Origin of the sequence: Brevibacillus panacihumi (assembly GCF_003710985.1) — a bacterium.
GTDB lineage: Bacteria > Bacillota > Bacilli > Brevibacillales > Brevibacillaceae > Brevibacillus > Brevibacillus panacihumi.
The window spans coordinates 68,986-92,199 of the sequence record NZ_RHHT01000025.1 but is presented as its reverse complement, the minus strand read 5'-3'; the positions used below and the strand labels follow the sequence as shown (position 1 = coordinate 92,199).

At 54.1% G+C, this 23,214-nt stretch carries 20 protein-coding genes; 3 read left to right on the top strand and 17 right to left on the bottom strand.

Annotation, left to right across the window (positions count from 1 at the left end; translation table 11 throughout):
* Positions 1-208: hypothetical protein (locus EDM58_RS26015; RefSeq protein WP_221175408.1), on the top strand; the 208-nt coding region annotated here is incomplete at its 5' end.
* Here the strand turns inward: EDM58_RS26015 and EDM58_RS11605 are convergent.
* From EDM58_RS11605 to EDM58_RS11590, 4 genes are all read right to left on the bottom strand, one after another.
* Positions 184-1,332, bottom strand: a complete 1,149-nt coding sequence (locus EDM58_RS11605) for a glycerate kinase (RefSeq protein WP_122913487.1) — start codon at positions 1,330-1,332, stop codon at positions 184-186. The genes EDM58_RS26015 and EDM58_RS11605 overlap by 25 nt on opposite strands.
* Positions 1,329-2,036, bottom strand: coding sequence for an aspartate/glutamate racemase family protein (locus EDM58_RS11600; protein WP_122913486.1), 708 nt, complete (start codon positions 2,034-2,036; stop codon positions 1,329-1,331). Before EDM58_RS11600 ends, EDM58_RS11605 begins: the two co-directional genes overlap by 4 nt.
* Positions 2,037-2,051: 15 nt before the next feature.
* The gene (locus tag EDM58_RS11595) at positions 2,052-2,417 is read right to left on the bottom strand and encodes a hypothetical protein (RefSeq protein WP_122913485.1); all 366 of its coding nucleotides are present in this window, start codon (positions 2,415-2,417) and stop codon (positions 2,052-2,054) included.
* A 169-nt stretch (positions 2,418-2,586) separates the two neighbouring features.
* Positions 2,587-3,186 carry an NAD-dependent epimerase/dehydratase family protein gene (locus EDM58_RS11590; RefSeq protein WP_246000685.1) on the bottom strand — a complete coding sequence of 200 codons (600 nt, stop codon included), beginning with the start codon at positions 3,184-3,186 and terminating at the stop codon, positions 2,587-2,589.
* 135 nt (positions 3,187-3,321) lie between these two features.
* Here EDM58_RS11590 and EDM58_RS11585 point away from each other — a divergent pair, with 135 nt between their 5' ends.
* The gene (locus EDM58_RS11585; protein WP_122913484.1) at positions 3,322-4,260 is read left to right on the top strand and encodes a TIGR01777 family oxidoreductase; all 939 of its coding nucleotides are present in this window, start codon (positions 3,322-3,324) and stop codon (positions 4,258-4,260) included.
* On the opposite strand, the gene EDM58_RS11580 is transcribed toward EDM58_RS11585, so the two are convergent.
* Together EDM58_RS11580 and EDM58_RS11575 are read right to left on the bottom strand one after the other, a co-directional pair.
* On the bottom strand, positions 4,257-5,972 hold the full coding sequence (locus EDM58_RS11580; protein ID WP_122913483.1) for an ABC transporter ATP-binding protein: 1,716 nt from the start codon (positions 5,970-5,972) through the stop codon (positions 4,257-4,259). The two genes, EDM58_RS11585 and EDM58_RS11580, sit on opposite strands and share 4 nt — an antisense overlap.
* Positions 5,973-6,105: 133 nt before the next feature.
* Positions 6,106-7,647, bottom strand: a complete 1,542-nt coding sequence (locus EDM58_RS11575; protein ID WP_122913482.1) for a hypothetical protein — start codon at positions 7,645-7,647, stop codon at positions 6,106-6,108.
* Positions 7,648-7,824: 177 nt separating this feature from the next.
* On the opposite strand from EDM58_RS11575, the gene EDM58_RS11570 reads away from it, so the two are divergent.
* Positions 7,825-8,010 carry a hypothetical protein gene (locus tag EDM58_RS11570; RefSeq protein WP_122913481.1) on the top strand — a complete coding sequence of 62 codons (186 nt, stop codon included), beginning with the start codon at positions 7,825-7,827 and terminating at the stop codon, positions 8,008-8,010.
* Positions 8,011-8,097: 87 nt separating this feature from the next.
* Here EDM58_RS11570 and EDM58_RS11565 read toward each other — a convergent pair whose 3' ends face one another.
* The 11 genes from EDM58_RS11565 to EDM58_RS11515 form a co-directional block, all read right to left on the bottom strand.
* A complete protein-coding gene (locus tag EDM58_RS11565) occupies positions 8,098-8,340 on the bottom strand; it encodes a hypothetical protein (protein WP_122913480.1) in 243 nt (80 codons plus the stop codon).
* 13 nt (positions 8,341-8,353) lie between these two features.
* Positions 8,354-9,100 (bottom strand): PIG-L deacetylase family protein, encoded by a 747-nt coding sequence (locus tag EDM58_RS11560; protein WP_425455616.1) that lies wholly within the window; start codon positions 9,098-9,100, stop codon positions 8,354-8,356.
* Between the two features lie 16 nt (positions 9,101-9,116).
* Positions 9,117-10,091: an N-acetylglucosamine kinase gene (locus tag EDM58_RS11555; protein ID WP_122913479.1), complete on the bottom strand. Its 975-nt coding sequence runs from the start codon at positions 10,089-10,091 to the stop codon at positions 9,117-9,119.
* Complete coding sequence (argH, locus tag EDM58_RS11550) at positions 10,088-11,599, bottom strand: argininosuccinate lyase (RefSeq protein WP_122913478.1); 1,512 nt, start codon at positions 11,597-11,599, stop codon at positions 10,088-10,090. Before argH ends, EDM58_RS11555 begins: the two co-directional genes overlap by 4 nt.
* 126 nt (positions 11,600-11,725) lie before the next feature.
* A complete protein-coding gene (locus EDM58_RS11545) occupies positions 11,726-14,263 on the bottom strand; it encodes an NEW3 domain-containing protein (RefSeq protein ID WP_122913477.1) in 2,538 nt (845 codons plus the stop codon).
* 116 nt (positions 14,264-14,379) lie between these two features.
* On the bottom strand, positions 14,380-16,107 hold the full coding sequence (locus EDM58_RS11540) for an ABC transporter permease (protein WP_122913476.1): 1,728 nt from the start codon (positions 16,105-16,107) through the stop codon (positions 14,380-14,382).
* A 12-nt stretch (positions 16,108-16,119) separates the two neighbouring features.
* On the bottom strand, positions 16,120-17,196 hold the full coding sequence (locus EDM58_RS11535) for an ABC transporter ATP-binding protein (protein ID WP_122913475.1): 1,077 nt from the start codon (positions 17,194-17,196) through the stop codon (positions 16,120-16,122).
* 99 nt (positions 17,197-17,295) lie between these two features.
* Positions 17,296-18,402: an extracellular solute-binding protein gene (locus tag EDM58_RS11530; protein ID WP_122913494.1), complete on the bottom strand. Its 1,107-nt coding sequence runs from the start codon at positions 18,400-18,402 to the stop codon at positions 17,296-17,298.
* Between the two features lie 55 nt (positions 18,403-18,457).
* The gene (locus EDM58_RS11525) at positions 18,458-19,639 is read right to left on the bottom strand and encodes an ROK family protein (protein WP_122913474.1); all 1,182 of its coding nucleotides are present in this window, start codon (positions 19,637-19,639) and stop codon (positions 18,458-18,460) included.
* Positions 19,640-19,792: 153 nt separating this feature from the next.
* The gene (locus tag EDM58_RS11520; protein WP_246000683.1) at positions 19,793-20,824 is read right to left on the bottom strand and encodes an aromatic acid exporter family protein; all 1,032 of its coding nucleotides are present in this window, start codon (positions 20,822-20,824) and stop codon (positions 19,793-19,795) included.
* Between the two features lie 58 nt (positions 20,825-20,882).
* Complete coding sequence (locus EDM58_RS11515; protein ID WP_122913473.1) at positions 20,883-23,126, bottom strand: YcdB/YcdC domain-containing protein; 2,244 nt, start codon at positions 23,124-23,126, stop codon at positions 20,883-20,885.
* Positions 23,127-23,214: the final 88 nt, after the last annotated feature.

The window sequence follows — 23,214 nt, the reverse complement described above, 5'->3', positions numbered from 1 at the left end:
GGGCGCGCTGGCCGCTAAAAGTGTGTTCCGCCTTTTCCGTTCCAGCTTGGTCAAGATCCCAAATGCCAGCGCTGGTTTTCCTCTTTTTCCTCGGCCAGCTTACCCTTGGTTCGTGACACTTAAAAAAACAAAAACAGCGGTTCCCGGGCTTGTAAAGCTCGACCGGGAACCGCTGTTCTTTTACTATCTATTTCGCCCAGCCAGATAAGCTCGCATGACTTGCTCTGCTTTTTGCTCCAGCAATTCCGCAGCGCGCTCCATCGATTCCGATACGCTGAGCGGTCCATTCCCGATGCTGTGGATGCTCGTGACGCCGCACTCATACAAAAAGTCGAGTCCGTCTCCTACAGACCCGGCGAGGACGAAGACGGGGACTTGTTGTTTTTTGGCTTCCTGTGCGACGCCCATCGGAGCCTTGCCCGAAGCGGTTTGCCCGTCAATTCGGCCTTCTCCGGTAAAAAGCAGGTCTGCCCCCTGAAGATGGGAAGCGAGCTTCGTATACGTAATGACGATGTCGATGCCGCGTTCTACCGTACAAGGAAAGAAAGCGCGAAAAGCACCCCCCATCCCGCCGGCAGCACCTGCCCCAGCCAAGTCGTGCAGACGGATTCCGGTCTCGTCGGCTACCAGCCCGGCCCAATGCGACATGCCTTGCTCCAGCGACTCTACCATCTCTGGCGTCGCTCCTTTTTGCGGTCCGAAAATATGGGAGGCTCCAGTTGGGCCGACAAGTGGATTCTGCACATCGGATGCGATCACGAAGTTGGATTCCCTGATACGGGGATCAAGGCTGTCAGCATCCCATTTCGCGATCTCCCCCAACTTCCCGCCTGCAATCCCCGGCTCGACCAGTTGACCATTCCGGTCATACAGCCGCATGCCGAGCGCTTGCAGCATTCCGACACCGCCGTCGTTGGTCGCACTGCCGCCAATCCCGATGATAAAACGTCGAAAGCCATCGTCGAATGCCTGCCGGATCAGCTCTCCCGTCCCGTAGCTTGTGCTGTGCAGCGGATTCCTTTGGCTCTCCGGGACCAGCACCAGCCCCGATGCGCTCGCCATTTCAATCACACAGGTAGCTGCACCGCCGCCTAGTACACCATAAGCCGCTTGTACCGGAGTGCGCATCGGGCCTGTGACCTGAACTTCTACCAGGTGTCCGTTGGTAGCTGCGACCAAGGCCTCCATCGTCCCCTCCCCGCCATCAGCGATCGGCACCAGGACCGTCTCGGCGCTAGGCAAAGCCTTTTTGACGCCTGCCTCGATCGCTTGGGCAGCCTGGAGAGCCGTCACACTGCCTTTGAATGAATCAGGCGCGATGACAATCTTCATCGCGCATCGCCTTCCTCGAGCGCAGCCTCCACTGCCGCTCGGGCGTGCAGCAAAGCAGTATCGAACACCGGAACCCTGCAATCCTCCTGTGAAATCAGCAAGCCAATCTCGGTACAGCCGAGTATGATCGCCTGCGCTCCTGCTTCGATCAACCGTTCGATAATTTCCAGATAGCGCTGCTTCGATGCTTCCCGCACTTCCCCGACGCATAGTTCATTGTAGATAATCTCGTGTACAACCTGTCTGTCTTCCTCATTTGGCACCAGTACATCCAACCCGTGCATATCCCGCATTCTGCCCGCGTAAAAATCCTGCTCCATGGTAAAGCGCGTCGCAAGCAAGCCGACTCGTTGCAGCCCTCTTGTTCGGATCGCCACTGCTGTCGCGTCGCCGATATGAAAGAAAGGCAACGAAGTAGCATTCTCGATATGCGAAGCCAGCTTATGCATCGTATTGGTGCATAACACGATCAAGTCCGCCCCTGCTGCTTCCAGACTGCGGGCGGCCTGGGCCATCCGCTCTCCTGCTTCTTCCCATCTGCCTTCTTTTTGCAAGACTTCAATCTCCGCAAAGTCGACGGAAAGTAGAATGCACTTCGCCGAGTGAAGCCCGCCCAATCTGTCTCTAACCTCGCGATTGATAAACTGGTAGTACAATTGCGAGGATTCCCAGCTCATGCCGCCGATCATACCGATTGTTTTCATTGATTCTCCTCCCGGCTATTTGTACTTTTTTAATACCTCTTGCTTTCGTTCATTGAAATGTTTCACATTATCACCGAAGTATTCAAGATCCGCTACATCCTGGTACTTCTCCCCATTCTGTGCCTGCCTCGCCAATTTGCTGGTGCTGATATCGTATTTTCCTTGATACATGCCGATAATCGCGAAGGCATCACCATCTGAAGTGCCACGAAGGAATAATACGTACTCTCCTTCTTCGTTCATCAAATTGTACCCTTCCATCGTATCAAAAACGTCATCTTGGAAAAAAGCAGGTTCATATATGTCTATCATTTGTCCTTCTGCCAAATCCCCACCATATACCCTCTTTATTTGGACTTCTGATTTCGAGGCCATTTTCACATCGTCTTCAGCTTCCCACAATGAAAGAAAAGACAATAACAGAGATGATGAATATTTTCTTCATGCACAAATCATCCTTTCTTAGAACTTTCCAAAAACAAAAACTGAACGAGGTTATGATGATTGTCGATGTCCTAAACCAGGTCCGGCACACGCCGAAAGCGTGTCGTCAATATTTCCTCTGCCCGAGACATATCCAAGGAAGTATCCAGCGGAATGCCCCGACTGCGCGATTCCTCGGCCGAAATTTCATTTTCTTTGATAAAATCAGGCAACAGCCCATGCACCACGGCCATCTTTCTGTAAAACGAATGATAGCTTTCTTTTTGATTCGGTCCCAGGTGCAGGATTCCTTTGTGCGGGCTTTTGACAAGTTCATGAAGTGCTGAAGCAGCAATGGCATCCCTTCATCCTCTTCGGTAAATCCCCCGGTTCCTTGAGCAAAGATCCCGTCTGTAGAAACGAAGAGCAACCTGTTTTTTTCTGTCATCCATTGGAGCAATGCTCCTAACCCGCTTCCGATCAGCTGCTGCTCCTTCTGCCCGCTCATCATAACCCAGATGATTTCATCCGGGCGAAACTTCTCCAACAAATTCAGAAACGGCTCGGGTTCTGTGACATCCAGACGGACCAAGTCCTTTTTCGCAGAAGATGTGCAGCAGGTCCCGATTGTCTCCAATTCCGGGTCCTGCCGCAGAACAGCCATCAGTTGGGTCCCCAGGTACCCGCTTGCTCCGAGAAGCAAAACTCGTTTTTTCTGACTCTGCACGTGCAACACTCCCCCGGTTCCCTCTTATTATTTCCTGTATTATCCAGTAGAATGAATCATGATGACAACCACGATTCGATTTGCCTAGACCATCCTGTAGCAAACATTTGCTCAGATCAGAAAAGAGGGGAAATCATGAGAAAAAAGGTTGTTCTGGCGGGCGGCTCCGGGTTCTTGGGTAATGCCTTGGCATCTGCACTCATCCAGAGAGACTATGATGTCGTGATTTTGACCAGAGGAGGGGAACAGGTCAAAAACCAAGTCCGTTACGTGCATTGGGACGGAGCAAGCATCGGCGAATGGAAGCGTGAGATAGACGGCTGCACGGCAATCGTCAACTTTACCGGAAAAAGCGTCAACTGCATTTACACGAAAAAAAACAGACAAGAAATCATCCGCTCCCGCATTGATTCCGTCCGCGTGTTGACGGATGCGGTCCTGCAATGCTCCCACCCTCCACAGGCTTTCATCCAGGCAGGCTCACTAGCTATTTTCGGGGATACCCGGGAAGAATGCGATGAGCAAGCGCCGCATGGGACCGGATTCTCGGTCGACGTGTGCGAGCAATGGGAGCATGCCTTCTTCTCCCGCGAGCTGCCCCATACCCGCAAAGTGCTGTTGCGCATCGGATTTGCCTTGGGCAAAAAAGGCGGAGCCCTGGAACCGCTCGCCAAGCTGGCCTCCTACCACCTCGGCGGGACGGTGGGCTCGGGCAATCAGTACATCAGCTGGCTGCATATCGACGATCTGAACGAAATGTTTGTCTCATCCATCGAGGATAAAAGCATACTAGGCATCTACAATGCGACCGGTCCTGCTCCCGTGACGAATAAAATCTTTATGCAAACCCTGCGCCGCGTCTTGAACAAAGGCTGGGCGCCGCCTACCCCTACCCCGATGGTTTGGCTGGGCGCATACTTGATCATGCGGACCGATCCGGGGTTGGCTTTGGGAGGAAGATATTGCGTGCCCAAACGATTTTTGGAGCATGGTTTTACCTTTGCCCATACCGATCTGGAGGCTGCGCTTCGCGACATCTTGGTAGAAAGCCGCGCCACCAGTCACGTGAACTAGCTGCTGAACTGCGCTTCATTCAGTCGGCTGTAGATCCCGCCTGCCGCGATCAGCTCCTGATGCTTGCCCTCTTCGGCGATGCCGTCCTTGTCGACGACGATAATGCGGTCAGCGTTTTTGATCGTCGTCAGCCGGTGGGCGATGACAAGCGTCGTACGCCCTGCCGACAGCTCGGCCAGCGATTGCTGAATCTGGGCCTCCGTCTCCGTATCCAGGGCGGAGGTCGCTTCATCCAGGATGAGGATCGGCGGATTTTTCAAAAACATGCGGGCGATGGACAATCTCTGCTTCTGACCGCCGGACAGCTTCACTCCGCGCTCGCCGATGACCGTATCCATGCCATCCGGAAGACTGCGGATAATCTCTTCCAGGGACGCCCGTCTAGCCGCCTCCCAGATCTGCTCATCCGTCGCATCCAGATTTCCGTACGCGATATTTTCCCGGATCGTACCGGAAAACAGAAACACATCCTGCTGTACGATGCCGATATGCTTGCGCAGCGAACTCAGCTTTATATCGCGGATGTCGATGCCATCGATGGTAATGCGCCCCGCACTCGCTTCGTAAAAGCGCGGCAACAAGCTGCACAGCGTGGTCTTCCCTGCGCCAGAGGGACCTACAAAGGCGACTGTTTCCCCTGCACGAATATTCAGATTGATGCCGTGCAGAATCTCCCTTCCTTTCTCATAGGAGAAAGAAACGCCTTCATACGCGATATTTCCCTTCACTGCCGGTACCTCGATTGCGTCCGACGCATCCGTAATTTGCGGCTCGGTATCGATAATTTCCAGATAGCGTTTGAAACCAGCGATGCCTTTGGGATAGCTCTCGATTACAGCGTTGATTTTTTCGATAGGGCGGAAAAAGATATTGGACAGCAGCAAAAAGGCCATGAACTCTCCCATCTCAATCTTGTCCTGGATGAAAAACCAGGCCCCGCAAATCATCACAAATACCGTGATCAGGCGCATCATCATGTAGCTTACCGACGCGCTTTTTGCCATCAGCTTGTAGGCCATCAGCTTGGTTTGGCGGAACTGCTGGTTGTCCGTCGCGAACAGCTTGGCCTCATGCGATTCGTTGGCAAAGGATTGCACGACGCGAATCCCCCCTACGTTGTCCTCGATTCGCGCGTTGAAGTTCCCGATGTTGTCAAACAGTCTTCTGTAGGTTTTGGTCATCCGGCCCCCAAAATAGATGATCATCCAGCCCATGACCGGGACGATGATAAACGTCAGCAAAGCCAGCTCCAGATTGATATATGCCATCAGCGAGAACGAACCGATCAAGGTCATGACCGCGATGAATACATCCTCCGGTCCATGGTGCGCCAATTCGCCTATGTCGTTCAGGTCATTCGTCATCCGGCCGATCAGATGGCCTGTCTTGTTGTTGTCAAAAAAGCGAAAATCGAGCTTCTGGATATGAGCGAACAGCTTTCGCCGCATATCCGTCTCGATATTGACCCCCAGCATATGCCCCCAATAGGTGACAATGTAATTCAAGGCGGTATTGAAAGCGTAGATCGCCAGCAAACCAAGGCATGCCAGTACGATCAGCGGCCAGTCCTGTCCCGGCAGCAGTTGATCGATAAACGTGCTGACAGCGATCGGAAAGGCCAATTCCAGCAATCCTGCTATAATCGCACAGCAGAAATCCAACAAAAATAATCCCTTATACGGCTTGTAATACGCAAAAAAACGGCGCATCATCTTGCCATCACTCCCTTGTTCGCTCCTGCTGCCCGTACTCTTGCGCTGCAGCGTTCACGATTTTTGCCACGCTTGCCTGCGGGTCCCATTCCACGCGCATCCCGAGGGATTCCGCCATGGCCCAAAGCAGCCGTTAGTACAAAGGCATGCCATTCTTCCGCAAATAGGCTTCCTTCACTTGTATCAACAGATCGAATTGAGGCTCGCGAGCCCCGTAAATGCTCTCCAGCAAACGCTGGCTGTATCGCAAATCCTTCAGCGTAAGCAGCGGATAGTCTGTCAGTCCGTATGTTCCATCTACCAGATAGGCATAGTGCAGGTCGCCTGTTTTTTTGTTTTCCCACGCGGGTGCGGTATCCACAACTCCCTGCCTGAGTTTCTCTGCCAAAGCCAGGTACTCTTCATTGGCCGTCGTTTTGTACAGCTCATAGAGAAAGTTCATTTCCGAGAGCTGATGATTCAAGGATACATGTGTTTTTGCCTTCGGTTTGGCCTCATGCGCGTAGTCCTCTACCAGATACCCTCCGTTTTTCGTTGCGAAATGCTTGGTCATGGCGTGCTTGCTGAAATACTGGGCGTATCTCTCTACACTCGCCAACAGCAACGGATCCTGGTACTTTTTGTAGCCATTCAACAAAAACATCGCGGTATCGGTATTGAACCGCGTATCAAAAAAATACCGATCGATGCCGTATTCCTTCGACAGCCACATTGATTTGGGAGAAGTAAACCAGTACCCGTGGCTGTTTTGCCATGACAAGGGTGCATAGAGCGATATGAGCGCAAAGTCCTCGAAAAATGTACTTCCCGAGGTCCGCAAAAACTTTTCCCCGACTGCGTTATAGGGATTCAGCCAAAAGCTTGTTTGGGAGCTGGGTGAATACGTAGAAGGCGTCGGCAGGAGCAATCCTTCCCTTGTCCACTTTCGGACTCGATAAAAATCCCCCATTCGCAGGTCGACCATTTGTGGTGTAGACCACGAAATCAACGGCTTCGTCCCCACAAAACCCCAGGTCTCGGAGATCGTTCCGGGCACCGGTGACAGGGAAAGCTCTATCCCCGTCGGCGTCAGATGGATCCCTTTGGCGAGGTCATAGCGCTCTTTGCGGACTTCATTCGGCTGCTTTTCGTAGACGTCTACATACCCAAGGATCAAGGAGCGGGTAGAATCGTCGGCAAAAACGGGTTCCTTGGGCAACGTCGTATGTAATTGCGCTTCTTTTGGTTCAGACCATGTTGACGTCAGGTAATTCGGCGATTTTGGATCAGGGTAGGCAATCGTCCGATAGGAAAATGCCTCCAGTGCAAAAGGCAAGGTCACGACGACCGGCTCACCTTTGGACAGAGATTCGTAGCGGAGAAAGTAATAGAATGTTCCGCTCGGAAGTGTGGATGTCGTTATCGAAAGCGACCCGATCTTCGCCGATTGCCGGTAAAGCGTCCAGGCGGTTTTTACTTCTGAAAAATGGGAGTATGCATGGGTTGTCGCGAAATCCTCCACAACCGTAACGGATGGCGGAAATATAGGCCTCCAAGCCGATTCTTGCTGTACACTCTCTCCTTGATTGGCGAATACGGGATTGGTCCATGCCTGTAGCGGGACAGCCACAAGCAGCGCCATCATCGCGATGCGCAGCCATTTCCACTCATAAATCTTCTTTTTTTTTCCTCTCACGCAGGTCTCTCCCCCAAAATGGTCAGAATCGTAGATGTAATTCACAATAACGGAAAAGTTGATCCATTATACCATCTTTCACCAATTTTTAGCGAGATGCGGCGCGACCATCTCCCCATTAACAAAACCTTACATATTTGATACTCTGGAGGAAAGGAGTAAAAAGGAGGGAACGCGATGCCATTGTGGGTATTCCTTGCTCTTGTCATCGGCGGAATTCTGCTATTCGGCGCGATCTACGACCTGTACACGCGCCGCTCCAAAAAAAGACCGCCGTCCCTTCACACGAAATACGACCAGGTGTATGCGGAACAGCTTCTGCAGGATACACGGGATCGGGTGAATGACGTGAAGAGTTGGTAAGACTGATCAGAACTTGCTTTCGTGCATAAAAATGGCTGCCCATAACGAAGCTGGGCAGCCGTTCTTTTCGCTTGCGACTCGATCTGTCTAGGAGAAAATAGCCTGCTGTGCCTTGTGCTCATCCTCCCGTTTCACGTAAATGTCGTATTGAACGTGCTCTTCGAGAGGGAAGAATTCTCGGTTGTGCCTGCCCCAGTCGCTGTGTGTGCGAGTGCGGAACGATACCCCCGCAGCATCAAGGCGATACGCCACGCGCAGGTAGGCTTCGTTCCCCAGCGCCGTGTAAACCAGACATTTATAAGAAGAGAAAAGGCGATCAAACAGGTTCATCCCTCAGACCTCCCTAAAAGTCAATCACTGGAATGCTGGCTGGCCTTACGGGGACGACAGGCTTCCCTGCACTTCGGACAAGCGTGTAGTACTCGTAGCAGCCAATGACGCTATCATCGCCATCAATGACGCCAGGGTAGGCCCGGTTGACGGAATATTCCTGACTGAGATGAGCGCGCAACGCTTCCCCTTTTTGGTGGCGAAAACGCGTGATGTCAACCTTCCCCGTGATCGGGACAGCAGGCTTCGGCCCTTTATCCGGACAATGATCGTAATAATGGGGAATGGAGACGTAGTAGAGATCGGGCAGTTCGTCTGCGCCCAAAGCCTGCTCGGCCCGCTCCACCGCCAGCGTCACCGCATGGCAGGTGGCGATATGATCGGGGTGGCCCGTCACACCGTCTGGGGGAAAAGTAATGACGACGCCAGGCTTCCAGTCGAGGATTGTCTCCAAGATCTTCTGCGTCAGCTCTTCCCCATCTACTTCCGCCAGTGTGCCATCCGGATAGCGCAGCAGCTCCAGCCTGGCAATCCCCAGCACCTTTGCCGCAGCGGCCAACTCCTGCTCGCGATGATGCGCCAGCTTCTGGCGGCAGGTAATATCATATGCCCCCGAACGCCCCTTGCATCCTGATGTGATGCAGACCAGGCAGGTTTCCTGCCCGCGATCCCCGCATAACGCGATCGTTCCGCCGCAAGCAAAGGATTCATCGTCAGGATGTGGAAACACCATCATTACTTTTTTTAAAGCAGACATCATTAGCACCTCACACCTGTCATGATCGGCGATCCAGGTATGCCCATCCCTTGGCAATCACACCGTAAATCGGATCGTTCTGGGCGCTCTCATAGACGACGCCCGGCGCATAGCGGCTCACCTGTTCCATGACGCTGTTGCGCACACGCGCGTCATTTTGCAGAACACCGCCCTGCAGAATCATCTGAAAGGATTGGTCACGCATCCCGAGCTGCTCGATCACCGCCCTGGCAGCCAGGTACAGCTCCTCTGCGGCCCGCTGGAGAATAGCGGTGGCCACCTCATCTCCGGAATCCGCTGCCTGACTGACGAGCGGCGACAGCTCTCCGACCTTTTCGATCGAATAATGCGGACCGTACGTCCAATTGAACAACTCATCCACCTGCCGCAATCCGACGTGGGGAAGCAGCATATCTTTAAGAACGGTTTGCTGCCCTCTGCCATCTGCCGCCTTCAGCACTGCCGTGATCGCCTGTTTGCCGATCCAGTAGCCGCTTCCTTCGTCCCCGACGCGATGACCCCAGCCTCCTGCACGCGCTGACTCCTGCGCTTCGTTTACGCCATAGGCGATAGAGCCTGTACCCGCAATCACGAGCACACCCGGTTTGCCCCCGGTCGCTCCCAGCAAGGCGGCAAATCCGTCATTTTCAACGAGCAGATGTCGGACACGAATGGACAGGCTGGCCAATACCTCGCGGACGATGCCCGTAATCACCTGGCGATCGTACTCCGTGTCCAGACCGGCGATTCCCATCACGGCACATTCCACTTCCCATTCGGTCGACGAATCAGCTTCGGCTGCCTGTACTTGGGACAGTGCCTGATGTATCGCCGCTGTCAACTCCCGCGATGCCGCCTCCACGCCGATCCCCTGATAATTGCAGGATCCGGCTCTGCCACTCCCCAGCTCCCGTCTGGATTCGTCCAGCAGGACAGCCAGGCATTTGGTACCCCCGCCATCGACGGCGAGAAGAGGAATCCGTACCGCTCTCATCCCCCCACGCTCCATTCGGCTGAGATCTGATCCAACAGCTGCATGGCATCCGCGATCTTTTGTCTCGACTGATTCAGCCAAGCAGCCTCTTCCTGCAAGCTCGACCTGCGCGCGGCAATTCCCCGTCTGCTCTCATCTGGATTGGGGCCTCCCGGCAAGCTGCGTATGCGTACAAAATGGACAGGATCGAGTGCTTGCCGCAGTTCTTCTTCGGTGATCAGCAATTCTTTGCCCAGGAGGTCTTTCGCCGCCCGATTTACCAGCTCGAGGCTGATTTGATTCGCGGCCAGCCCCGCCTGCGAGGCCTCCTTGACCACACGGCTGACAATGTGATGGGAGTTGCGGAACGAAAGGCGATCTGTGCGCACCAGCGTGTCCGCCAATTCGGTCACAGTAGCAAAGCTGCCGTAAGCCCGCTCCAAAAGCCCGTCCTTGTTTACCTCCATCGTCCCGACCACGCAGGCCATCAGCCTGTACATCTGCTCCAGGACGGACATGCTGCGCCAAGCGTATGGCTGCATGTCATCCTCGGTATCGACGATGTCGCCAAACGGCGTATTGTGCATCATCGTCAATACGGTCGTCGCATTGCCGGCACTGCTGGACAACAGCGATCGCATATGCTCGAACGAGACCGGATTGCGCTTCTGCGGCATGATGGAACTGATCTGTACATAGGGCGGCGCCACCTTCAGCACGCCGAACTCCTGTGTACACCACTGCAGCATGTCCTGCACGACGCGGCCCATATTGATGGCAGCAAGCTGTACGGCTGTCGCCGCTTCCCCCAGATAATCGGCTCCGCAGACTGCATCATAGGAATTTTCTACCAATTCATCGAATCCCAGCAATTCAGTCATTCGATCCCGGCTGATGGAAAAACCGGATGTCGTCAGAGCGGCAGCCCCCATCGGATTGCGGTTGCATGTCCGGTACGCATGCCTCAACCGCTGGATGTCACGGCCCAAAAGATCAGTCGCAGCCAGGATGTAATGGGCCAATGTCGTCGGCTGGGCTTGCTGTGTGTGGGTATAGCCGATCATGATCGTCTCGGCATGCTCTTCCGCGAACAAAAGCAGATGTTCTTTCAGATAGAGGGCCGAGGTCAGGGTTACCAAGAGCTTCTCCCGCAGCACCATGCGATAGATGGTAATGCCCATGTCATTGCGGCTTCTCGCCAGATGCAGGTTACCCGCCACATCCGGGGCCAACTCCAAAAGGCGGCTCTCTACCTGAAAGAACAAATCCTCAAACTGCCCCGTATACGCACTGCGGCGCAATTCCTCCAGATCCAGTCCATTCAGCGCCCGAGCGATTTTTTTCGCTTCATCGTCCGTGATCAGCTCTTGTTCCCGAAGCATGATCAAATGCGCCTTGTTGATCGCCATCATCGGGTCAAGCAAATGGTTTTTCGCTTCGTTAAAGGCTGGCTCCAGCACCGCTTCCACGTAGGTTTTTCCCGGGAAGCCTGTTCCCTCTTTCCCAAAAATGAGCGCTTTGTAGTCCATGTTCTCGCATCTCCTCTCCTGCATATCGACAGCCTGCAAGCCGGGGGAAGGCAATCCGGCTCGATCGCCTCCCACTCCCGAACTCGCTTTGCTGTACCGTTCCAGCAGGATTCTATCGTTGGTATATTATTGGTGCAGACTTACCATATTGACAAACATCCGGATCGCCCCCGGCACCAGGGCGGGAATCTCGCGGTACCAGACCAGCGAGCTGTAGGTATAGGTTCCTTTTCCATAGTTGGCTGTCAGGAAGGTTCCGGTAAACTCCTTCTCTCCCGGATCGCCGTTGCTGATCAGCTCCGTGTAGTCCTTGCCCCACTCAGCCGGATTGTAGGCCGAGCGATCCTGGACCCAATGATTCCAGTCTTCTGCCGTAATCTTGTTCGGGATATTGAAAATAGGATGTTCAGGCGCCAGCATGGTCACCGGAGAATTCTCGTCCGTCACCCGCCATTGGATCAACGGGGTGCCGATCTTGATCGGATAAGGGGCAAGCTCCGGCTTCCACTTGTCTTCCGGCTTGTGGTATTGAACGACGAGATTGCCGCCGTTTTCCACGTATTTGAGCAGGCGGTCATTGCTTGCCAACAGCTCCGGACGGAAGCCGTAAGCGCGAATCCCCAGGACGATCGTATCGTACTGGCTCAAGTCGCCGGATTCGATGTCCTTGGCAGACAGATTGGTTACGTCGACGCCGAATTGCCGCAGATACTGATCGATGTTGTCAAAACCGCTGGAGACGTAGCCGACCTTCAGGCCCTCCGGCACTTGCAGATCAAAAGCCTGGATCTTCAACTCTGCCGGCTTGACGAAATAGGTGGTGCCAATATGCGGGTAGCGGATGACCTGCGCCCCGTGACGGCTCTCTTTGCCATTTCCTCTGGCAACAGCCGTGACGGTGTAGGTGTCCGGCTTGACCGATGCGGCCGCTGTCACCGTAAAGGCTACAGACTGTGTCTCACCCTTGGCTGTAAAATCAAGCGACGCTGCATTCGGCACAACGCTCCAGCCAACAGGCACCTGCAAGGAGATGTTTGTCTTCGCAGCACCCGGCGTATAATTGCGCACGGTGACCTTGACCGGAATTGATTCCTTTGGTTTCAACGTATTCAGGACCGTAGCTCCCGGACTAAGCTCCATGGCATAGGGAGGAAGGACCGCTACGGGATCCGCAGGAGCTACCCGACTGGTCGCAGCAGAATCGGCAAAGCTGTACGTTACGTCCGCGCTGACCAGGCTGGCAGCATACGGCTGGAAGAGTTCGGCATTGGCCGGAACAGTCACCTCATAGGTCGCTGTGACCGTCTGATTGTAGCCCACCGTCTTGAAGCTCGTTTCGCCTTTTGCTTTTGCCTGCCAGCCTTTTGGCAGATTTAGCTTGACGCCAACCTCGCTTACGGACGACTGTCCGCCATTGTAGACGGTGACACTCATGTTCGTCTTCTGCCCTGCCACCAGTTCATTCGTCTCCGGCCTTACTTTGATGACGAGCGACAGCGCTTCTGCACTTGCTTTGTTCAACTGTCCTTCCTTGACCTGAAGCCGGTGCAGCAGGTCCTGCTTCACTGCATCGGTCAGTTTGGAATTTTGGACGTCTGTTTTTGTCTGCTGCAGATCTTTTTTCATAGCGTGCACAGCGACAGCCACGTCCGCAAAACGCGGATAGGCGGCAATCACGTTGTCAGCGTCCTTCTGCAGCTTTTTCAAGCCGGCAATGATCGGCCCCGAGCCTGGCTGTGTGGTCACTTCCCGTGCCAGGTCCTCAAACGTGAAGGCGATTCCGTCAAAAAAGCCGGATTCCTGTCCCGTGCCAACGGGTGCTGCCGCGGCTGCTTCCAGCTTGTAGTAGCTGTAGCGCTCCCCCTCGTCGTAGTGGCGTCCCATGCCCTGGCTCTTGTGCATAAAGCGGGACTCTTCGCCCAATTGCAGGTAGGACGCGCCGTACAGCTCGTCATAGTCCCCGACCGGAATCCGGACGGAATACGCGTCCTCCTTGGCTGGCACATATAGCTTTTTCACCTGCCAGGGAGCTATCCCCTCGCGTGCATGCTGCGGGAAAACATCGGGATTGGCGGCGTCGGCAAAAGCTTTGACTGTTATGACATTGATGGCGCGATGATGGCCGTGTGTAGAAGGTTCATTCAGGAATGCGGGAATGACGACATCAGGACGCAAGGTGCGGATCGTTCGGATCAGCCTTTCATACGCTTCCTGCTCTCCCCATTTTTCCAGGGTTTCATCCGGGCTTTTGGAGAAGCCGAAGTCGTAAATCGGGTCATTGATCTTTTGGCTCAGCATTTCCAGATGGACATTCGTGACCTTGGAAGCCTCTTGCAGCTCCCGCGTGCGGATGATGCCCAAGGCGTTGTCCAGCTCGCTGCCGATCTCGTTTTGTCCCCCTTCGCCGCGGTTAGCGATGACACTGTACGTGTCTACCCCCTGACCCAGAGACAAATACGCCAGCATGGCGCTATGCTCGTCGTCAGGGTGGGCTCCCGTGTTCATGGCACTGGCGATGGTGGTCAGCGGTTTGATCGCCTTCCACAAATCCATGACCCCGCGATCGGCATGCGCGGTCTGCGGTGCTGCCGGCCATACCAGACTCCCGGCGAGCGCCGCCGCAGTCGCAAGCGAACACAGCTTGGCAAATTTCCCATTCCTCATGAACTCTCCTCCATTCCCTTTTCAGATTGGATGTATCTCAATCACGGCACGTATGTTGCATTTCTTGGCTGCCGCCGAGGATTGACCGAAGTAAAGGGGGGATGAAGCCATCATGCTTACATAGCCGCACTTGCCTTGTCTCCGGCCAGTTTACGCGAGAGGAACAAGACCAGAATGATGACGACAATTTGCAGTACGCCATAAGCGCAGGCAGTGCCGAATTCAAAATTGTACATGCGTTGATAGACAGCTACGGACAACGGAATCGTCCGCGGTGTAAAGATCAGGATGGAAGCGACGAACTCACCGATACACTGGACAAAAGCGAGCAGCGTACCAGCGAGAATTCCGCCCCATGCCATCGGGAAAACCACGCGGCGGAAGCTGTACCACCAGGAGGCCCCGAGATTGCGTGCCGCTTCCTCCACGGATGGGTCCATCTGCATCAAGGTAGCCGACGTAGAGCGGAATACCAGCGGCAGATGGCGGACGAAGTAGGCCAACGGTATGATCCAGAACGTCCCGATCAGCACTTGATTGAAGCTGAATACGGTCGGTTCGCTGAAGGCCGCAATCAGGTTGACAGCCACGACAGTGCCGGGCAATGCCCATGGCAGCATGATCAGCACATCCATCAAGGTCTTGCCCTTGAAGTTGAGGCGCACCATCGCATAGGCGGCGGCTACCCCAAACAGCACGATCCCGATCGAAGCGACGGCGGACAGCTGCAAGCTGTTGGCGATCGGACGCCAGGTCTTGCTGTCTGTAAACAAATCGATGTAATGCTCCAGCGTGTACTGCGGCGGCAATATCTGCACCGTCCAGGTCCCATCGACGGAGAAGGAGATGAGGATGAGGACGAGGATCGGCAGCATCAGAATGATTGTTGCGATAAAGGAAAGGATCATGGTGACCGTGCGGCCCGTCTTGCTTTTGATCTCGGTCCGGTGCACGCTGACTCCCTTGCTCAGATTCTGGTAGTTGCGTGCTCCCTGATACCAGCGCATCAGCAGCAGGAACGCAACGGAGACGACAGAGAGAATCGTCGATTGCGCCGCAGCCATATCCAGGTCCCCGTTGGTCCGGGACAGGTAGATCTGCATGGTCATGGTCCGGTCGATGCCGAAGATGAGCGGCGCGGTGTAGGACGCCATCGAGATCATGAAGACGAGCAAGGACGAGGCGACCATCGCCGGAGTCAGCATCGGCAAGATGACGCGGCGCCAGACTGTAAAGCGATTCGCTCCGAGATTGGCGGCAGCCTCTTCCAGCGAAGGGTCCAGTCCCTTGATCGCTGCGGTCGCCGTCATGAAAAAGTAGGTATACATGGTAAAAGTATGGACGACCACGACGCCCCAAAACCCTTTGAGCGAAAACGGCACCTGCGCCAGCCCGAACAGCTCCTTGATCGCCCTCGGGAAAATCCCGCTCTCCCCGTAGAGGAACGTAAAGGACAAGACCCCGATCAAAGGCGGCAAAGCCATCGGAACCAAGGCCAGGACGGAGAGAATCTTGCGTCCGGGAAATTCGTAGCGCTCCAGCAAAAACGCCATGGTCACACCGACGATTCCGCAGGTGATGACGCTTAAAACCGATATGTAGATGCTGGTCCACAGAGCCTCCAGATTGGCCGTGTGCTCCAGACTGAAAAAGCGGATATAGTTCTTCCAGGTAATCTCTTCATCTACGTTGACGCTGGCAAGAAAGGTCTCGTACAGCGGGTAGATGACATAGGCAAGTAAAATGATAAAGAGCGGCGAAACCAGAACATAGACGAAATAGGGTGAAGCGGTGATCGACCTTCGTCTCGCTGGGGCGGATGCCGGCTGTATCTGCGTGCTCATCGCTTCTCCTCCCTACTCTGTAAAGTAAATGCTTTCTTTGGGGATCTGCAGACGGATCGTCGCTCCCCGCTGTTTGATGGGTCTCCCGAGATTGATCGACATGCTGCGAAGAGACTCTTCACCGACACGCGTGACATAGTTGACGCATGCGCCGGTAAACTCCGCCATCTCGACCGATCCCGTCACGACATTCTCCCCTTCTGTCACCAGACTCTCCTGGATGGACTCCGGACGAATGGACATCAGGACGCTCTCCCCTGCCGTGATCCGGGCTTTGGGCGAGGCATTTTGGCGCAATCCGGTCAAAACCTGGCCGGATGCCGTACGGACCTTTACTTCGTCCCCTTCCACGCCGACAATGGTACCGTTCCATAGATTGGTCTCCCCGATGAAGGACGCAACAAAGCGATTGACAGGGAAGTGGTAGATTTCATGCGGCGTGCCTACCTGCTGCACCTCTCCGCCCTGCATGACCATGATCCGGTCTGACATGGACATCGCTTCGGACTGGTCATGCGTAACGTATATCGTCGTGATGCCCAGCTCCAACTGCAGGCGCTTGATCTCAAAGCGGGTCTCTTCCCGCAGCTTGGCATCCAAATTGGACAGCGGCTCATCCAACAGCAGAATCTGCGGCTCGATGACCAGCGCCCTGGCTAAAGCAACCCGTTGCTGCTGGCCGCCTGAGAGCTGATCGATCCGGCGCTCTCCATAACCAGTCAACCGAACCAGATCCATGATCCGCTCGACGCGTTCCTTGGCTTCACCCTTGGCGATCCTGCGCACTTGCAAACCAAACGCGATGTTTTCAAAAACGGTCATATGCGGAAACAGCGCATAGTTCTGAAACACCATCCCGGTATTTCGCTTATGTGGCGGCACAGCCGTCACTTCCTGACTGCCGAAGCGGATGCTGCCTTCTGTCGGGTAATAAAACCCTGCGATCATCCGCAGTGTTGTCGTTTTTCCGCAGCCACTCGGACCAAGGAACGTGAAAAATTCGCCTGATTCGATGTGAATGTGGACATCCTCGACCCCTTTTGCAGTGCCAAATCGTTTATGTACATGATCCAGTGTTACGCTGCTCATCCGATCCTGTCTCCTCCTTCGTGCAAGTCATGGATAGCCAGACAAGCGACGAGACGGAAAGGAATGTTCCTTCCCGCCTGCTGCTCGTCTTTTTTCTTCTTACTTCTTGCCTTTGCCCTTGATGTTCTCATCCCAGTACTGCATCCACTCTTTTTCCTTCTCCGCCATAACATCCCAGTCGATGTCCAATGGCTTGAGCTCCAGCGTTTGCATAAATTCCGGAAGCTGATCCTTGCTGATGTCGCTGCGCGCTGGGAATTGGAAGCGTTCTTTCGCCAGCTGGGAAGCGATCTCAGGACTCATCAAAAATTCCATGAATTTTTTCGCAGCCTCGGTGTTTGGTGCGTTTTTGACGATGGCGATACCATCGACGAGGATAGGAGCACCGCTCTTCGGATAAATAAAGTCGTATGGATGGTTGTTTTTCAGGCCCTGGAGGAGGACGTCCTGCAGGTTCCACAGGGAGATGACGCCTTCCTGGCGGTCAAGCTTGAGGTACAGATTCGTCGGGTCTTGCGTGTATTCTTTGGTGTTGGCATCCAGCTTGAGCAGCCACTCATAGCCTTTCTCCGGCGTGTCAGGTCCCTGACGGTAGATCATCGCGGAGTAAATCGTACGCATGGTTCCAGATGGAAGGACATTGCGGATGACGATCTTGTCTTTGTATTTCGGATCAAGCAGTTCATCCCAATCCTGCGGCGCTTCTTCTTTTTTCAGAGCATCCTTGTTGTACATGATGACTTCTGGCAAAAGCATTTCACCAATCCAGCGGTACTCCTTGTCTTTGTACAGATCTGGAATCTGGTCCGCAAACGTAGGCTTGTAGGGTTCCAGAAGCCCTTCATTGGCAGCCGTGCTCAGAGCAGACTGTGTGCCGCCCCACCAGAAGTCCGCCTGCGGGTTCGCTTTCTCGGCACGGACGCGCTCCAGGATTTGCTGGGCACCCATTTCCAGCGTTTCGACCTCGATATTCGGATACTTTTCGTTAAATTGCGGCAGGACTACCTCGAAAATGTTTTTGTCCCGCCCTGTGTAGATAACCAGTCTTTCCGGCTCGTTGGACGGTGCTGGCTGTTCACTTGGTTGCGCGGCAGTCTGTCCGCCGCCTTGTGAGCCTGTGTTGTTCTCGGCAGGCTTTTGTTCCTGTCCGCCGCCCGAGCACGCCGCTACGGCAAGTGCCAGGGAACTGGCGAACAGACCCTGCATCCATTTTTTCATCTTTCCTTTTGCTTTGCTCAACGCTTACTCCCCCTTCAGCTTTTCACGCTTTATCCAGCAATCTTGTCGATGGAAATGCTTCCAAAACGGAATGCACGGCACCGATCAAGCCCGCTTGCTCCCCGAGTGTCGCCTTTTTCAGACAAGGCACCTTGGGCACCCACTCGGTCAGCCATTCTTGAATCTTCTTCACCCCTTCGTCGTCAATATGGACCATCTCTCCACTCAGGATTAAGAGCTCCGGATTCAAGATGCTGACGATGTTGGCCATTCCATACGCCCAGTGCCGGTATACGTCGTCAAGCAAGGTTTGCGCTTTGACGCTGCCTGCCCTGGCGTGTAGGATGAGCTCTTCTATGACACTCGACCCTTCCTGAAGGTCAGAGAGGACTCCCTCGGCCTGTTGCATGATACCGGGTACGGAATAATGGGTCTCAAATACCCCAGAGGCACCATTACGGCGATTCTGCTCGGGACCGATCATCATGAAGCCGATCTCCCCCGCTGCTTCTCTGCTGCCGCGATAGAATTGACCGTCTAAAATGACTCCTGCGCCAATCCCGGTACCAACGTACATGTAGACAACATGCGTATGTCCGACTCCTACCCCGCGCACATACTCGCCGAGCGTCATCAGATTCACGTCGTTGTCAATGATCACCGGAACGCCCAATCGCGCTTCCAAGGCTTCCTGGATCGGCGAATCCATCCAGCCCGTACTCGGTGAAAAGCTGACGGTGCCCTGGCCCCGCTGGGTGACGCCTTGCAACCCTACGCCCATCCCAAGCAATTGCTCGTGTGACATGCCGCTGTCGGCCAATAATCGCGTCAGACCGGCCACAAGGTCCTCGATGACTCGCTCCCCGTTGGCAGGCTGCGCTAGCCGCTTGCGACATCGCGCCATGAACTCGCCCTTTAGGTTGGCGATGGTCATATCCAGCGTAGAGCCTTCAAAAATCGCCCCTGCAATCGCGTACGCCTGGTAGTTGTACTCGAGCAGTATCGGCTTTCGTCCGCCTCTAGAGTCGCCCATCCCTACCTCCTGCAAAAGTCCCTCCTGAATCATCTCGTCTACCAGGGCAGAGACACATGGACGGCTGAGCTGCGTCTGTTTGGAAATGTCGGCGCGGGATATTTGACCGTGTTGGATCACCTGTTGCAGGACCTCTTCTTTGTTTAGCTTTTTCACCAGTTTGCTGTTTCCGGTCTTCCTAGGAACTCGCACGCCTGTTCTTTCACCACCATACTGTTAGTTAAACTTACTAACAAAGTTATCCAGATTATACCTACTGCTACCAGAATAGTCAAACTATTTATAACTATTACTTTTTTGACTGTACGCTGTGAATAAAAAAGACTGAGCGTTATCATCAACGTCTCAGTCTGCACTGTTTTTTGCCATCGCTTCCGGTTTTTTGCTGGTACGATGCCCGTCTCTGTTCTTGCCCAGCTCGTGCTTGATATACAAGTAATTCTCCATCTCCCGCAAGAGATAAAACAGGGATGCGCGCGTCTCAAATTCTTCGCGCGATTTGGGCAGCGGCGTTTCCTTGATCTCCTCGCGCATCAGCCGCAATTGGTCCAAAAAGCGGTAGGCCGTGTTGCCAGGGTGTATGGAATCGCTCAGCTTGTCCAGAAAATCAGCCATCTGCAAGCCTTGCGGAACTTGCGAGTTTAAAGTCGAGACGATCGGCATCATGCGTTCCAACAGCTCGAACTGCTTTTCGCGCATAACGAAGTACGAGGTGTACGTATCGTCTCCGCGTCCCAGGCGGTTTTCTACATCGCGCGAAGCCAGTTTGATCGCCTGTGCCAGCAGGCTGGGCGTCTCAATCAGCTCGTGTCCGTCCCAGTCGCTTTCCCCATTCCGCAGATAGAAGCTGAATTCCTTGAGGATTTTGCTGAAGTTGCGCTCCACCTTCTCCTGCATCGCCTTCAGTTCTTTTTCCAGGCTCGGCATGTAGAGATTGACCACCAGCGCAACTCCGACCCCGATTACCAAAAGAGCAAACTCATTGGCGATCAAGGCCAGATCCATCCGCTCCTCCGCGTACAGATGCATCATCACGACCATGCAGGTGACAAAGCCTTCCTGAATACGCATGCGCACAGCCAGCGGCATGAAAACAAGAATGGTGAACATCAGCGCCAACGGGGTAAAGCCAAAGATCCAAAATCCAGCGAAGCCGATCCCGATCCCCAGCAGGGTGGCGAGAATCCGGTTGATCGCTGTACGGACGGATTTCTTCACCGTGACTTGAATGCACAGGATGGTGATGATCCCCGCAGCCGCATAGTACATCAGCCCAAGCTGTTGCGCGATAAAAATCGAGATGGCTGTCCCAATCGCTGTCTTGATAGTACGATTTCCTATGCGAAAAGAAAAAAAGCTCAGTTCGTTCCCCTCCAAAGATGAATTCTGTTATCACTGTACCAAAAACCGGAGGGGAACCAAAGCGAAGAGTTTGTTAATTCTTCTGTTTGCGTTGTTGCAGCTCCAGCATGTCTTTGAGCAATTGGGCAATTTCAGCCCGGGTGACAGATGCTTCCGGAGCGAATTTGCCGGCAGTGGCACCGACGAATTCAATGCCCTCCGCGCTCAGCAACGTCACTGCAGGAACCTGACTTTTTTGCAGATCAGGGTATGCGGGAACAAAAATCTCCGGCTTGTTCAAAATATCTCCATACCCCAGCAAACGGGCAGCCATATCCGCCAGTTGGACACGAGTGATCGGCTTGTCGGGCTCAAAGCGTCTTCCTTCTTTGGCAATCAAGCCTTCCTGGAGGCTTTTCTGGATTACGCCATACAGCGGGTGCTTGCTGTCTATGTCATCAAAGCTGTAAGGCTTGACCTGCTCCTCACTAAAACTGTAGTAGCTTCTGCGGTGAAACTCCATGCGATCCATGGCCCGGGCCATAATTTGCGCCGCTTCCCCGCGCGTCAAAGGCTTGTCCGGTTCCAGCTTGCCGTCTGTCACGGTCAGCCAGCCGTAGCGCACAGCCAGCTCCAACGCCTCTTTTTGCGGATGATCGCCCACATCCTGCGGTCCTTGGGCTTTGCTTACCTCCTCAAAGCTGATCCACTTGCCTGACAGCGCATCGACGACCCCTGCATCTCCCACCATGCGGTATACAAGAAATGGCTGCGAGCTCTGCTCCTCCTGGCTAGCATAGTAGGGGTCAGGCAGGAAGTAGGTCAGAGTCAGCGTTTGGTTTTCCTCTTCCAATTTTTTGGCTGCTTCCTGATCGATCTTTGCTTTTGCGGGTTGTATTCCTTCCAGCTCATAAGCATCTGTCCGGATATTCTCCACTTCCCCGGTCGTGGCCGATACCTCCACTCGGAAATAGGAGTCTTCCACCGGCACGCCGTCCTTCAGCCAGCCAAACGACAGCGTATACGCTCCATCTTGTTCCAAGCGTTGCTTGATGTTCATTTCGGACCGCTGCTCCGGATTGTAAGCAATCTCCCCCAATCGCTCAGCGAACAGAGCTTTGACAAGCTGGATGGCGTTCTGCTCGGCTTTCTCCCAAGAGACGGTCTGATCGCTGCTGCCTGCTCCGCCTCTTCTGATGGGCTGGTAATCGTCTTTTCGATACTCTACCAGTTCGCCGCGATCACCGATGTAAATCCGGAATGACTCCTGGTCTTTTCCTTGGCCCTGCACAGGCGTATATTCAAAACCCCAACGCCGTCTTTCCACACCATCCGGACCGCTGGTCGCCCCGCTTCCGCGATTTCCATTCGAGCGATAGCTGCCGGGCAATTTTTTCACCACCTGATCGGCGATGACCTGCGCCTCCTCTTTGGTGATCAGCTTGCCCGTGCTTGCTTTGGAAATGGTATTCCCCAAAGGCTGTAGCTTTGCTTTCTTTGTCGGCTTGCCTGTGTAATTGAGCAATTCGCCACTCATCGCATCGACGAATTGGGGATCGCCAATCTGGTATTTGTAGAGGAGAAGATAGTTGGTGTCACTATTAAAGTTGCCCGTAATCGTTGATGCCCTTGTGTAGACCAGCGAAGGCAAGGCCTCTGCGATTTTTTCCTGCGCCTCATCGAGGGTCAGAGCCGGTTTGGCAGCAGGCAAGGAGCCTTCATACCAAGTCCGGGAGAATTGCTCCACCTCCCCCTTTGCATCCACAACGAGATGAAAGCCATTTCCAATAAAAGGGATTCCGTTTTCAATGCGAGTAAAGGCAAAGGGATGATGGCCAAATGTACTGGAATACAAACGGGATGCCATATTATATTCATTCGCCTCCGACAGCTTTGCCCGCTCGTCGGCGCTTACGGTTTTCTCGAGGAATTTCGTGGCTGCCTCCAGTGCCGCCTCTTCGCTTACCTTTTGGTCCGCAGAGGCGGTTTCATTTCCATAGCGTGAATATTGCAGCAATTTCCCTGTCGCCGCATCGAGTGTTACATAGATGCCCGCGTCATTTTTCCCGGTCCAAGACAGGCTCCAGGCAGCGTTCGCGAGGAAGGGATTGCGTTCAGGCCCTTGATAGGTGGCCCGCTCCAGCTTGAAATCAGCAGGTATTGAAATATAGTTCTGGACGCTGCGGATTGCCTCTTCCTTGGACAGCTCTTTTCCTTGGTTCTCGGCAGCAAATGCTGCAGGCAAGGCAACTCCGGGCACGCCGGCTGTCGGTATCGCAGGTACCAGCAGCATGGCGGTTGCCAGGCCGGCTGTCAGCCTCCACGATTTTTTCCGCATACTCACGGAACGATCACTCCTCTCCAATTTTGGGAATTACACCCATCTTACCACTTATGTGAATGTGATTTCAAATTTTCAAAAGAGA

Coding starts and splice junctions, on each gene's coding strand:
- EDM58_RS11600 (WP_122913486.1), bottom strand. CDS start 2,036: ATGAAAACAATCGGTATGATCGGCGGCATGAGCTGGGAATCCTCGCAA.
- EDM58_RS11570 (WP_122913481.1), top strand. CDS start 7,825: ATGCCATTGTGGGTATTCCTTGCTCTTGTCATCGGCGGAATTCTGCTA.
- EDM58_RS11585 (WP_122913484.1), top strand. CDS start 3,322: ATGAGAAAAAAGGTTGTTCTGGCGGGCGGCTCCGGGTTCTTGGGTAAT.
- EDM58_RS11560 (WP_425455616.1), bottom strand. CDS start 9,100: ATGATGTCTGCTTTAAAAAAAGTAATGATGGTGTTTCCACATCCTGAC.
- EDM58_RS11605 (WP_122913487.1), bottom strand. CDS start 1,332: ATGAAGATTGTCATCGCGCCTGATTCATTCAAAGGCAGTGTGACGGCT.
- EDM58_RS11580 (WP_122913483.1), bottom strand. CDS start 5,972: ATGATGCGCCGTTTTTTTGCGTATTACAAGCCGTATAAGGGATTATTT.
- EDM58_RS11535 (WP_122913475.1), bottom strand. CDS start 17,196: ATGAGCAGCGTAACACTGGATCATGTACATAAACGATTTGGCACTGCA.
- EDM58_RS11515 (WP_122913473.1), bottom strand. CDS start 23,126: ATGCGGAAAAAATCGTGGAGGCTGACAGCCGGCCTGGCAACCGCCATG.
- EDM58_RS11540 (WP_122913476.1), bottom strand. CDS start 16,107: ATGAGCACGCAGATACAGCCGGCATCCGCCCCAGCGAGACGAAGGTCG.
- EDM58_RS11555 (WP_122913479.1), bottom strand. CDS start 10,091: ATGAGAGCGGTACGGATTCCTCTTCTCGCCGTCGATGGCGGGGGTACC.
- EDM58_RS11565 (WP_122913480.1), bottom strand. CDS start 8,340: ATGAACCTGTTTGATCGCCTTTTCTCTTCTTATAAATGTCTGGTTTAC.
- EDM58_RS11545 (WP_122913477.1), bottom strand. CDS start 14,263: ATGAGGAATGGGAAATTTGCCAAGCTGTGTTCGCTTGCGACTGCGGCG.
- EDM58_RS11530 (WP_122913494.1), bottom strand. CDS start 18,402: ATGCAGGGTCTGTTCGCCAGTTCCCTGGCACTTGCCGTAGCGGCGTGC.
- argH (WP_122913478.1), bottom strand. CDS start 11,599: ATGGACTACAAAGCGCTCATTTTTGGGAAAGAGGGAACAGGCTTCCCG.